The sequence below is a fragment of the Halotalea alkalilenta genome (assembly GCF_001648175.1).
In the GTDB taxonomy this organism is placed as follows: Bacteria; Pseudomonadota; Gammaproteobacteria; order Pseudomonadales; family Halomonadaceae; genus Halotalea; species Halotalea alkalilenta_A.
Genome location: NZ_CP015243.1, coordinates 998,205 through 1,010,696, shown reverse-complemented (window position 1 = coordinate 1,010,696; position 12,492 = coordinate 998,205). Strand labels below are relative to the sequence as shown.

General features: G+C 66.5%; 10 protein-coding genes. 3 read left to right on the top strand and 7 right to left on the bottom strand.

What is annotated here, in order from left to right:
• Positions 1 to 143: 143 nt before the first annotated feature.
• Positions 144 to 2,381 carry a beta-glucosidase BglX gene (gene bglX / locus A5892_RS04465; protein ID WP_064124303.1) on the top strand — a complete coding sequence of 746 codons (2,238 nt, stop codon included), beginning with the start codon at positions 144 to 146 and terminating at the stop codon, positions 2,379 to 2,381.
• 83 nt (positions 2,382 to 2,464) lie between these two features.
• Here bglX and A5892_RS04460 read toward each other — a convergent pair whose 3' ends face one another.
• The 3 genes from A5892_RS04460 to A5892_RS04450 all read right to left on the bottom strand — a co-directional run bounded on the left by A5892_RS04460 (position 2,465) and on the right by A5892_RS04450 (position 5,513).
• Complete coding sequence (locus A5892_RS04460; protein WP_064121779.1) at positions 2,465 to 3,973, bottom strand: tripartite tricarboxylate transporter permease; 1,509 nt, start codon at positions 3,971 to 3,973, stop codon at positions 2,465 to 2,467.
• 4 nt (positions 3,974 to 3,977) lie between these two features.
• A complete protein-coding gene (locus tag A5892_RS04455) occupies positions 3,978 to 4,436 on the bottom strand; it encodes a tripartite tricarboxylate transporter TctB family protein (RefSeq protein WP_064121778.1) in 459 nt (152 codons plus the stop codon).
• A gap of 69 nt (positions 4,437 to 4,505) precedes the next feature.
• Positions 4,506 to 5,513 carry a Bug family tripartite tricarboxylate transporter substrate binding protein gene (locus A5892_RS04450; RefSeq protein ID WP_064121777.1) on the bottom strand — a complete coding sequence of 336 codons (1,008 nt, stop codon included), beginning with the start codon at positions 5,511 to 5,513 and terminating at the stop codon, positions 4,506 to 4,508.
• A gap of 199 nt (positions 5,514 to 5,712) precedes the next feature.
• Here A5892_RS04450 and A5892_RS04445 point away from each other — a divergent pair, with 199 nt between their 5' ends.
• Together A5892_RS04445 and A5892_RS04440 are read left to right on the top strand one after the other, a co-directional pair.
• Positions 5,713 to 6,399, top strand: a complete 687-nt coding sequence (locus tag A5892_RS04445; RefSeq protein ID WP_064121776.1) for a response regulator — start codon at positions 5,713 to 5,715, stop codon at positions 6,397 to 6,399.
• Positions 6,396 to 7,844: a sensor histidine kinase gene (locus A5892_RS04440; protein WP_064121775.1), complete on the top strand. Its 1,449-nt coding sequence runs from the start codon at positions 6,396 to 6,398 to the stop codon at positions 7,842 to 7,844. The genes A5892_RS04445 and A5892_RS04440 overlap by 4 nt, the downstream gene beginning before the upstream one ends.
• 60 nt (positions 7,845 to 7,904) lie before the next feature.
• On the opposite strand, the gene A5892_RS04435 is transcribed toward A5892_RS04440, so the two are convergent.
• The 4 genes from A5892_RS04435 to A5892_RS04420 all read right to left on the bottom strand — a co-directional run bounded on the left by A5892_RS04435 (position 7,905) and on the right by A5892_RS04420 (position 12,424).
• Positions 7,905 to 9,050: a PQQ-dependent sugar dehydrogenase gene (locus tag A5892_RS04435; protein ID WP_064121774.1), complete on the bottom strand. Its 1,146-nt coding sequence runs from the start codon at positions 9,048 to 9,050 to the stop codon at positions 7,905 to 7,907.
• A gap of 142 nt (positions 9,051 to 9,192) precedes the next feature.
• Positions 9,193 to 10,383, bottom strand: a complete 1,191-nt coding sequence (locus A5892_RS04430) for an MFS transporter (RefSeq protein WP_064121773.1) — start codon at positions 10,381 to 10,383, stop codon at positions 9,193 to 9,195.
• Positions 10,384 to 10,517: 134 nt separating this feature from the next.
• Positions 10,518 to 11,435: an alpha/beta fold hydrolase gene (locus tag A5892_RS04425; protein WP_064121772.1), complete on the bottom strand. Its 918-nt coding sequence runs from the start codon at positions 11,433 to 11,435 to the stop codon at positions 10,518 to 10,520.
• Positions 11,436 to 11,518: 83 nt separating this feature from the next.
• Positions 11,519 to 12,424 carry a LysR substrate-binding domain-containing protein gene (locus A5892_RS04420; RefSeq protein WP_150123478.1) on the bottom strand — a complete coding sequence of 302 codons (906 nt, stop codon included), beginning with the start codon at positions 12,422 to 12,424 and terminating at the stop codon, positions 11,519 to 11,521.
• Positions 12,425 to 12,492: the final 68 nt, after the last annotated feature.

Below are 12,492 nucleotides of genomic sequence, written 5' to 3'. Positions count from 1 at the left end.
CATTGCAAACCTACCTTAATTCAATATAAAGATAGTATCGCCCCTTCCTCCGCGGCGCCAGACGACTCTTTGCCGCATGCCGCAACGCCCCTCGAAGGCGATACGCTATGCTCGTTGAAACTTCGCAGATGGTGGAGAACGAGATGTCCATCCACGCTCCCAGCGCACTCAAGGTTCCCTATCTCGGCCTGGCGCCGGCGCGACTGGCCGAGCTCGAGCGTCGTGCCGAGGCGCTGCTGGCGCGCATGACGCTCGAAGAGAAAATCGGCCAGATGACCCAGTTCACCAGTGAACGTGATGTCACCGGGCCCTCGGTGCGCGATGACTACGAGCAGGACATCCGCGCCGGCCGGGTCGGGTCGGTATTCAACAGCTTCGACGCCGACTTCACTCGACGAATGCAACGCCTCGCGGTCGAGGGCAGCCGCCTCGGCATCCCGCTGCTGTTCGGCTATGACGTGATCCACGGCTTTCGCACCATCTTCCCGATCCCGCTGGCGATGGCTTCGAGCTGGCACCTGGAGGCGATAGAAGCGGCATCCAGGGTCGCCGCGCGCGAGGCCGCCTCGGCTGGCATCCATTGGGTGTTCACACCGATGGTCGATATCAGCCGCGACCCACGCTGGGGCCGAGTGATGGAAGGCGCGGGAGAGGACCCGCTGCTCGGAAGCCTGGTCGCCGCCGCCCAGGTACGCGGACTGCAAGGAGAATCGATCGAGGCACTCGACAGCGTCGCAGCCTGCGTCAAGCACTACGCCGCCTACGGCGCGGCCGAAGCAGGACGCGACTACAACGGCGTGGATATCTCCGAACGGCTGCTGAGGAGCGTCTACCTGCCGCCGTTCAAGGCGGCGGTCGACTCCGGCGTCGCCACGCTGATGACCGCCTTCAACGCGCTCGACGGCGTGCCGGCGAGCTGCAACTCCTTGCTGCTGGACCAGATCCTGCGCCGCGAATGGGGCTTCGAGGGCCTGGTGGTGACCGACTACACCGCGGTGATGGAGCTGATCCACCACGGCGTCGCCGAGGATTCGAAGGACGCCGCCCGGCTGGCGGTCAATGCCGGGGTCGACATGGACATGCAGGATGGCTACTTCCTCGACCACCTCGCCGAACTGGTCGCCGAGGAAGCCGTCGATGGCGCACGCATCGACCAGGCGGTGAAGCGTATCCTGGTGCTCAAGTACGCCCTCGGGCTGTTCGACGACCCTTACCGCTACAGCGACGAACAGCGCGAGCGCACGACCCTGCTCACCCCCGAGCATCTCGAGACCGCGCGCTCGATCGCGCGCGACTCGATGGTGCTGCTCGAAAACGATGGCCTGCTGCCGCTCTCCTCCGAGCTCGAGCGAGTGGCGCTGATCGGCCCGCTGGCCGACTCGCATGCGGACCTGCTCGGTCCCTGGCACGGCGACGGCCGGGCGGAAGAGGTGACCAGCGTGCTCGAAGCGCTCGGCGACCGCCTGCCCGATGCGTTGATCACCCATAGCCGAGGCGTACCGAAGACGACCGAGCACGGCCATCGGCGCAAAGTGAAGGAAGCGATCGACGCAGCGGTACGCGAGGCAAGCCAAGCACAGGTCGCGATCCTTGTACTCGGGGAACGCGAATCCATGAGCGGCGAGGCGGCGAGCCGCGCCGACATAGGGCTGCCGGGCCACCAGCTCGAGCTGGCGCTGAAGGTGATCGGCACCGGTACGCCAACCGTGGTGGTGACGATGAGCGGTCGACCACTGGTACTCAGCGAACTGGCCCCCAAGGCCCAGGCGTTGCTGCATGCTTGGTGGCCGGGGACCGAGGGCGCCGCGGCGCTGGTCGAGCTGCTGTTCGGCGACCACGCGCCCTGCGCGCGACTGCCGATGAGCTTTCCCCGTGCGGTCGGCCAGCTGCCGCTGTACTACGCTCAAGCGCCGACCGGCCGCCCATTCGACGCCGATGAACGCTACACCTCGAAGTATCTCGATGTCGCCAACACCCCGCTGTATCCCTTCGGCCACGGCCTTGGCTACACCCGCATCGAATACGGCACGCCCCGCCTCGACCGTGATCTGATCGAAGGCGAGCACGACACCATCGAACTACGCATAGAGCTTTCCAACCAGGGCGAGCGCCCCGGAGTGGAGGTGGTCCAGCTCTACCTGCGCGATCCCGTGGCCAGTATCAGCCGGCCCGTGCGCGAGCTGATCGACTTCGACCGCGTTACCCTCGAACCCGGGGAGAGCCGGGAGGTCAGCTTCGTCGTGAGCCTCGGCCAGCTAGGCTTCCTCGGTCATGACCTCGCCTGGCGAGTCGAGCCCGGCCGCTTCGAGCTCCATATCGGCCCCGACTGCCAGCGTACCCAGTGCGTCGGCTTCGATTATCGACCGGCTAAGCGGCGCTAAAGGCCATTTTTTCACCCCCATCAACGAAAACCGCCCCACCGCTAATCGATTACGCGGTGGGGCGGAGTCTTCAGCCCAGCGGCTCAGCCTCCGGCGCGCACGGTACGCAGCCGACGACGCCAGCCGCGCAGCATCGGCAGCACGATCATCAGCGCGGTCACCGCCCAGACGCCCCAGCAGATCGGGCTGGAGAAGAGGATGCCGAGATCGCCGTTGGAGATCGAAAGCGCTCGACGCAGGTTCTGCTCCATCAGTCCGCCGAGGATGAAACCGAGCAGGATCGCCGACAGCGGGAAGTCGAACTTGCGCAGGATGTAGCCGATCACGCCGATCGCGATCATCAAAAACAGATCGAACGTGGTGGCATGCACCGCGTACACCCCGATCGAGGTGATGATCGCGATCGCTGGCACCAGCGCCCAGTAGGGCACGGCGAGGATCTTGGTGAAGATCCGGATCATCGGTACGTTCATCACGATCAGCATCAGGTTGGCGATGAACAGCGATGCGATCAGCCCCCAGACGATGTCCGGCTGGTTCTGGAACAATAATGGCCCCGGTGTGATGTTGTAGAGCGTCAGCGCGCCGAGCATCACCGCGGTGGTGCCTGAGCCAGGCACCCCGAGCGTCAGCATCGGCACCATCGAACCACAGGCAGAGGCACTGTTGGCGGTCTCCGGGGCGGCGAGGCCGCGCAGGTCGCCCTTGCCGAAGGTGCCCTCTTTGTCGTTGATCCGCTTTTCGGACATGTAGGCCACGGCACTTGCAAGCGTTGCTCCCGCACCGGGCAGGATGCCGAGGAAGAAGCCGATCGCCCCGCCGCGCAGATTGGTCAAGAAGACCGACGCCCCCTCCTTGAGATTGAACAGCATCCGTCCGCTGGCCTGGATCGCCTTCTGGCCGCGGTGGGTGCGTTCGAGCAGCACCAGGATCTCGCTGACGCTGAACAGCCCGAGCACCAGGACGACGAACTGGATGCCGTCGGAGAGCCCGAGACTGCCGAAGGTGAAGCGATAGACACCGCTGTTGGAGTCGATGCCCACGCTCGATAGGAACAGCCCGATCATCGCCGCGACCGCGGTCTTGAGCGGCTTGTTGCCGGCCATGCCGGCAAGGCAGACGATCGCGAACACCATCAGCGCGAAGTACTCCGCCGGGCCGAAGGCGACCGCCCAGCGCGCCAGCAGTGGGGCGAAGATCACCACCCCGATGGTGGCCATCAGGCCACCGACGAACGAGCTCCAGGCCGAGATCGAAAGCGCGATCCCACCTTTGCCCTGGCGCGCCAGCGGATAGCCGTCGAGGGTGGTCATCACCGCCGAGGCTTCGCCCGGGATGTTGAGCAGGATCGAGGAGATACGGCCGCCGTACTCGCAGCCGAGATAGACCGCGGCAAGCAGGATCAGCGCGGTCTCGGGCGGTAGACCGAGAGCGAAAGCAATCGGGATCAGAAGCGCTACGCCGTTGATCGGACCGAGGCCGGGCAAGAGGCCTACGATGGTGCCGATCAGGGTGCCGCAGAGGGCGGTGAACAGGTTGAACGGCGTCGTCGCGACACCGAATCCCTGGCCCAGGTAGGACAAGGTTTCCATGGTTCTAAAACTCCAGGGAAGAGAGGATGCCCAGCGGCAGGGGCACATCAAGGATGCGATCGAACAGCCAATAGAAGCCGACCGACATCAGCGCGCCGCCGATCAGGCTGGTGACCCAGGTACCGCCATAGAGCCGCCCCATCAGCACCGCGAAGCCGAAGCTCGAGACGATGAAGCCGAGCACCTCGTAGCAGGCGGCGAAGATCGTGAACAGCACCACGCAGAGCGTGATCTTGACCAGCACGTGCCGGTCGAGGTGTTCGTCTCCCTCGCCGAGGGTGATCGTACCCGGCCGGAACAGCAGGTAGAGGGTACCCGCCATGATCAGCGTCAACAGCAGCAGCGGATAGGCGCGCGGCCCGACCGGCTCGTAGGAGAAAGGCGCGTGATAGCCGAAAGCGATCACCGCCAGGATGGCGCAGACCAGCAGCAGCACGGCGAGAAAGACGCGTTGGTAGATCATCGGGATGACCTCCGTGGAAGCGATGAGAGCCCAGGCGGGCGCATCCGATGGACACACCCGCAGCGACGATTACTGGATCAGGCCGAACTCAGTGGCCATCTGCCGGTACAGGCCGACTTGTTCGTCGACGTACTGGCGCAGCTCATCGCCGGTCATGGCGAAGGGGAACATGTCGCGATCCGCGCGCAGCTGGGCGAACTCCTCGGTCTCAAGCAGCGTGTCGAAGGCCTCGACCCACCAGTCGTAGGCCTCCTCGGAGACATCCGGGCCGACGTAGAAGCCGCGGACTACCGGCCAATTGATGTCGTAGCCCTGTTCGATCGCGGTAGGTACCTGGGAGGCCAGTTCACCAGGCAGACGCTCCTCGGCGAACACCGCCAGCACCCGAACGTCGCCGGATTCGACATGCGGCATGGTGTCGGCGATGTCGGAGCTCGCGACCTGGATATGGCTGCCGAGCAGCGCGGTGATCAGTTCGCCACCGCCTTCCATCGCGACGTAGCGCATCGCCCGCGGATCGATACCAGCGGCCCTGGCCATCAGCGCGGTCTGCATCCAGTCCTGGCTGCCCACCGTGCCACCGGCGCCGATCACCACCGCGCCCGGATTGCTCCTCAATGCCTCGACCAGGTCATCGAGATCCTGGAAAGGTGAATCAGCACGCACCACCAGCGCACCGTAGGTGGTACCAACGCCTGCGAGCCACTTCACTGCCTGCTCATCGAAGCGGCCGAACTTGCCCTGGGCGAGGTTGAGCAGCGAGCCGCTGGACCAGGCGACGATGGTGCCCTCCTCGCCAGAACGCTGCGCGGCGACCGCGTTGTAGGCCACCGCACCGATCCCACCCGGCATGTAGGTGACGCGCATCGGCGATGACAGCAGGCCCTGCTGCAGCAGCGCGCTCTGGGCCAGCTTGCAGGTCAGGTCGAAGCCACCGCCGGGCGAGGCGGGGGCGATGCACTCGGGACGACGCGGCTCCTGGGACATCGCCGGCTGCGCGATGACGAGGCCGAGAAGACACGCCACCGACAGCAGCAAGCGGCCGACGGGAAGGGGTTGGAAGGTGGACGGGGACATCGGGTTCTCCTGGATTCTTCGGGCAGCGGGCGCCGGCTCGGCAACGGACCGAGACCAAAGTGCTAGGGGGATGTCGATTATCTTTTTCTCCCCCGCCCGATACCCTCACATGGGCTGCCGCGCGGTTGACGCGGCCGACGATTCACTCGGCGTCCAGGCTATCGAGCGAGACTTTCAACAAGCTTTCAGGAGAGCCGCGATGCGTATCCTATTGGTCGAAGACCACCCTTCGCTGTCGGTCACCCTCACCGATGCGCTGCGCGCATCGAACTGGGCGGTGGATGCCTGTGGAGACGGACTGACCGCACAGACCATGCTCGAGACCGAGCGCTATACCATGCTGCTGCTCGACATCGGCCTGCCCGGGCTCGATGGCTTCGCACTGCTGTCCTGGCTCAGGCGCCGCGACAGCCGGCTGCCGGTGCTCCTGATCTCGGCCCGCGGCAACATCAACGACCGGGTCAAGGGGCTCAACCTCGGCGCTGACGACTACTTGGTCAAACCCTTCTCGCTCTCCGAGCTGGAGGCGCGGATCAACGCCGTACTCAGGCGTACCCGTCACGACGGCCAGCGCCTGCACCACTGCGGCGCGCTCGCCTACGACACCGAGGATCGCCAGTTCACCCTCGGCCAGCGCCCGCTCGCGCTGACCCAGCGTGAACTCGCGGTGCTCGAGATCCTGATCAGCCGCAGCGGCAGGATCGTCAGCAAGGAGCAGCTCGCGGGCCAGGTGTTCTGCAATGAGGAGTCGGGCTCGTTCGATGCGATCGAGGTCTACATCCACCGGCTGCGCAAGAAGCTCGCCAGCGCCGACGTACGCATCGTCACCTTCCGCGGCCTGGGCTATCAGCTCGAGGCGATGACCCGTGAGGCCATCGCCGAGTGAGCCCCGGCTCGGTTCGCACTCCCTCGCTGCGTGGCAGGCTGCTGGGTTGGATCGGCCTGGCGCTGCTGGCGCTGCTCGGGCTCGCCGCGCTGAAAAGCTGGCTCGACGCTCGCGCCAACGCCGAGATCGCCTACGACCGCTCGCTGCTGACCGCCGCAAGGGTGATCGGCGACTCCCTACAGGTCGAGGGCGAGCAGCTGATCGCCAATGCGCCCTACTCGGTGCTCGACCCCTTCTCGCTGGACAGCGGCGGTAGCGCCTACTACCAGGTGATCGACCCGCGCGGTCGCCAGGCCGCCGGTTTCGTCGATCTGCCCGCGCCCCCCGAAGGGCTCGCGTTCACCCGGCGCTATCCAGCGCTGGCGCGCTTTTTCAATGCCGACTACGGCAACCGTGAGGTACGAGTGGTCTCGCTGCTGGTACCGCTCTCCGACGCACGTCTCAACGGCATGGCGGAAATCCGGGTCGCCGAGCATCGCGACATTCACCGCCAGCTGATGCGCCAGCTGCTGGAGCGCTCGATGCTGCAGCTAGCCCTCTTCGCGCTGGTCGCCTTCCTGCTCTTCGCCGCCGCGATCAGCACTGCGCTGCGCCCGCTCGAACGGGTCGCGCGGATGATCCAGAGCCGCGACGCCAACGACCTCGGCCCGCTGCCGCTAGACGGCGTGCAGCGTGAAGTACGCGGGCTGATCGAGGCGATCAATCACCTGACCGTGCGGCTCGAGGAGGTACTCAGCGCCCAGCGCGCCTTCGTCGCCGACGCCGCCCACCAGCTGCGCACACCTCTTTTCGCCTTGCGTGCCCAGCTGGAGCTGGGTTTGCGCAACGGTGCGCAGAGTGATTTGCGCGCCATCCTCACCCGCGTCCAGCACGATCTCGAGCAGCTCACCCTGCTTTCCAACCGGCTATTGTCGCTGGCACGGGTCGAGAACGACCTCCAGCGACGCGCCTTCGCTCCCTGCGAGCTCACCGCCCTGACCCGCGACTTCTGCCTCGGCATGGCCTCGCTTGCCCATCAGCGCGGGCTGAGACTCGCCTTCGAGGCGGATGGGCCGTGCTGGATCGCTGCCGACGCGGCGCTGATCAACGAGCTGTTGGCGATCCTGATCGGCAACGCGCAGGCCTATACGCCGAAGGGCGGGCAGATACTGGTGAAGGTCGCACGAGATGGCGTGCTGGAGGTCGAAGACGACGGGCCGGGTATCCCCGAAGAGGAGCGGGAACGGGTGTTCGAGCGGTTCTACCGCGGCCGCCATCGCGAGCGCTTCGACGAGCGCAACGCGATCAGCGGTACCGGCCTCGGGCTTGCGATCGCCCAGCGCATCTGCAACGCCCACGGCGCCGAGATCACCCTCAGCGAAGGCCAGCAGGGCGGCACGCTGGCCCGCGTGATGTTCGTCACCGTCGAGCCGTCGCCCACCCCGAAACGGCTGCAAGCCGCCTGAGGCAAGTTCGGGCCGTACCGCGAACCGCGGGCAGCCGCCCCGCCTGATGAAGATGCCCGTTCAGTCGAGCAGTTCGAGCTTGAGCAGCTTGCCGTCGTCGTGATCGGTGAGCAGGTAGAGCGCGCCATCGGGGCCTTGGCGCACATCGCGAATGCGCTCCCCTCGCCCGGCGAGCAGCCGCTCCTCGTGGCTGACCCGATCGCCATCGAGCTCGAGCCGAATCAGCTCCTCGGTCGCCAGCGCACCGATGAACAGATCGCCCTGCCACTCGCCCAGGCGCTCATCGGTGGCGAACGCCATGCCGCTCACCCCTGGCGAAATCTCCCAGACGTAGTCCGGCGGCTCGGTACCCTCCACCTCCGCGCCCTGGGCTTCCGCGATCGACTGACCCGAGTAGTCGATGCCATGGGTAGCGAGCGGCCAGCCATAGTTGGCGCCGGGCTGGGGCAGGTTGATCTCGTCGCCGCCGCGCGGCCCGTGCTCGTTGACCCACAGCGCACGGCTGTCGGGATGCAGCGCGGCACCCTGCGGATTGCGATGCCCGTAGGACCAGATCTCGTCGAGCGCATCGTCGTCGCCGACGAAGGGATTGTCGGTGGGCACGCTGCCGTCGCGATTGAGCCTCACCACCTTGCCCTGGTGCAGATCGAGCCGCTGCGCAGTGGGCCGCTGGTTGTTCTCGCCAAGTGCGACGAACAAGGTACCGTCATCGGCGAACACGATACGGGAACCGAAATGATTGCCGGTGGAGAGCTTGTCGGCCTGGCGGAACAGCACCTCGACCCCGTTCAGCCTCTCGCCCTCGAGCCGCGCACGCGCCAGCGCAGTGCCGGCACGGCCATCGTCGCCCGCCTCCGCGTAGGTGAAGTAGATCCACGGATCGTGCTCGAAATCGGGCGGCACGGCGATGTCGAGCAGCCCACCCTGCCGCTGCGCCCAGACCTCGGGGAGCCCTTCGAGCGGCGCGGAGAGCTCGCCTGCGTCGGAGACCAGACGCAGCCGGCCGGGCTTCTCGCTGACCAGCGCCCGGCCGTCGGGGAGAAAGGCGAGCGCCCAGGGGCGCTCGAGACCTTCCACGATCGAGGTGACGCGAAGCGTGCCACGCTCGCTTGGATACTCGCTGGAATCGGCCCCCTCGGGAGGCGTCAGCGCAAGACTCGGGGCAGCACAGAGGAGGAGCGCAAGCGCGCACGGAAAACGCAGCATAGGAAACTCCGGCCAGGATGGATTGAGAACCTCTTCCAGCCTAACCGGCGATGCCGCTCGCGCTAGCCGAGCGGCGAGAGTTTAAGCCGCGCACAAGGATCAAGCCCCGGCGACGGGGTAAAGCGCGCATCGCCTGCGCGTCTCACGCCCGGTTTTCAGCGATCTGCATCGACGCCCGCTCGCGTGCGGCGCGGTGCTTGAACATCCTGAGGGTGTAGACGGCGACACCGAGCGCGAACAGCATCAGCAACGCGCCGAACAGCGGCAGCCGGCCATACGGCAGGCCTGCATCGATCACCACGCCACCGAGCGTGGCACCGATCGCGTTACCGAGATTGAAAGCGCTCTGGTTCAGCGTCGAGGCCAGATTCGGCGCCTCCGCGGACTGGTCGACGATCAAAAGCTGCAGCAGCGGCACCAGGGCGAAGGCGAACATGCCCCAAATGAACATGGTGGCCAGCGCGATCCAGAAATCGGCCAAGGTCAGCCAGAAGATCACCAGGATCGCAACGACGCCCGCCATCAGCTTGATCATCGGCGGCATCAGCTTGCCACCGGAAAGCCGCCCGCCGAGCAGGCTGCCGAAGGTCAGGCCGACGCCATAGACCAGGAGGAACAGCGTCACCGTGTGGCCACCGACGCCGGTGACCTGATTGAGCATCGGGGTGATGTAGGTGAACACCGAGAACATGCTCACCGAAGCGAGCACGCTCATCCCCAGCGCCAGCAGCACCGGCTTCTGGCGCAGCACGGTGAACTCGCCGATGATCCGCCCGTGGCTGCGCGGCAGCCGGCCCGGCACCCAACGCCACAGCGCGACCAATGCGACCACGCCGATCAATGTGACCGCGGCGAAGGTCGAGCGCCAGCCGAAGGCCTGGCCGAGCGCGGTACCGAACGGCACCCCGAGCACGTTGGCCAGGGTGAGCCCCGCGAACATCAGCGAGATCGCATGCCCGCGCTTCTCCGGCGGCACCAAGCTCGCCGCGGTCACCGCACCGATGCCGAAGAAGGCGCCGTGGGAGAGCGAGGTCAGCACCCGCGCGGCCATCAGCGTGTAGTAGCCCGGCGCCAGCGCGCAGGCGACGTTACCGATGACGAACATGCAGGTCAGCGCGATCAGCGTCGGCTTGCGCGGCCAGCGCGCCGAGATCACCGCAAGGATCGGGCCGCCGACCACGACCCCCAGCGCATAGCCCGTCACCAGCATGCCGGCCTGGGGAATCGTGACCTGTAGGTCCGCTGCCATCTCGGGCAGAAGGCCCATGATGACAAATTCGGTCGTGCCAATGCCAAAGGCGGCAATGGCCAGCGCGATAATCGGTAGAGGCATCGAGGTCCCGCTCAGCAAGGTAGGTCACGGACGCAAGACGGCCGCCGCCAAAGCGGCCGTCGCATAGTCAACAATGGGGCGAGTATAGGACAGGGGTCGCGCGCGACTAAAGTCTCATGCCCGCGATTTTTGCGCTAATCCCCCGGTCGATCGTATGAGAACTGCCCCCACTCCTCGATGCACCGCGCCGCTTGGGCGGGAAACTCCTCATGACTCGCCAGTCGACCGTGCGGGAGCAGCTCGAGGGTGACCCGGTCGAGCGTGCCGAGCGCGAGCATCTCGGCTTTGGAGCGCTTCGGCGCGAGTTCCGGCACCAGCGCCAGCAGCGGGATTCCCGCGGCGCTCGCCGCATCGAGGAAGGCTTCACGGGAGATGAACGGATCGAGCGCACCGGTGACGAAGCGAACCGAGGCGAAGCGGGCGTTCTCGGCCTCGAGCACCGCCCGCTTGGACGCCATGCGCTGCGGATCATCGAGCCAGTGTGGGTCTTCGTAGACGTGCTCGGTGCTCATCTTGCGCACCAGCGGCCCACAGACGTTCAGCCGGTAGAGCAACGGGCCGAGCAGCGGCGCATCGACCGCCCGGCGCAGCCGACGATAGAGCGGGCGGTCACGACGGGTCTGCGGGCAATTGGCCATGGTCGGCAGCGGCCCTCGCCAGGTCGGAGCCAGCAGCGCCGCCGCCTCGACCGAGCTCAACGCTACGGCGTCTTCGCGCGACAGCGCCTCGAGCAGATAGCCCGCGCCGTGCCCCGCGGCCACCGCATAGCGCGGCGCGTAGTGCGCCAGCAGCGCGATGACGAAGGCGCCGAGCACATCCGGCGTCCAGCGCATCCGCGGACGTGGCAGCTCGCCGAAGCCGGGCCAATCCACCGCCACGGTGGCATAGCGGGCACCGAGCAGGCGCTGCAGCGCGAGCATCTCGTGACGGGTCGAGATAGTCGACAACGCAGGCAGCATCAAAAGCGTCGGGCCTGCGCCGCAGCGCGTCACCCCTACCGTCATTGACTTCCCCTGCCATTGCCAGGAGAAGGTCTCCTCGCTCTGGTTCATGGCGGTCTCCCCATCGGTTGCTGTCACTGAACCATAGCACTCCACCGTGACCAGGGCGTGTTAACGCTTACCCGCGGGATGCGTTACGCCCTAGACGTCGGTACTCGCGCGGGCAGCGCATCGCTCAGCCAGCCGAGCAGGGCCTCCAGCCGCCGCGACGGATGCCGTCTCGGCCGGTAGACCGCGTAGAAGTCGGCGCTCGGCGTGGTGATCCCTGGCAGCAGCTCGACCAATCGACCCTGCGCCAGGTGCGCCTGCACATCCCACCAAGAGCGCAGCAGCAGTCCATGACCGTCAAGGGCGAGACCCACCGCCACCTCGCCGTCGTTGGTCGAGAGCGTGCCTTTGATGCGCACCGCTCGCTCGCGGTCCTGGTCGATGAAGCGCCAGATCCCATGGTCGCTCGAGTTCTCGCGCAGCACGATGCAGCGGTGCGCGGCCAGCGCATCGAGATCAGCAGGGGCCCCATGGGCTTCGAGGTAGGCCGGGGCGGCGCACAGCACGCGCCGGTTGGCGAGCAGCCTGCGGGCAACGAGCCGGGCATCCGGCGGTGGCCCGACCCGGATCACCAGGTCGAAACCGTCGTCAAGGCTCGGCGGGTAGTTGCCCAGTTCGAGCTGTAGCTCGAGCTCGGGGTGGCGCTGGGCGAAGCTCGACAGCAAAGGCGCTATGTGGCGACGACCGAAGCCGAAGGTGGCGCTGACCCTGAGCGAGCCGCGCAGGCTCTGCCGCGGGTCGCTCAGCGCCCCTTCGAGCTCGGCCAGCTCGGCGAGGATCGAGGCGCCGCGCTCGAGGTAGAGCTCCCCCTCGGCGGTGAGGCTGAGCTTGCGGGTCGAGCGCTGCATCAGGGTCACACCGAGGCGGCGCTCGAGCTGGGCCAGTCGCTTGCTCACCGCGGCCAGCGAGAGGCCGAGATCACGCGCGGTGGCGGTCATGCTCTCAGCACGGGCGAGGCGCTGGAAGAAGGCGAGATCATCGATGACGGGCAAGATTATCAACCTGTATTCAAGTATGAATTGAACTCAAGCCTGATTGTATCGTTTTCTCCAAGGACTAG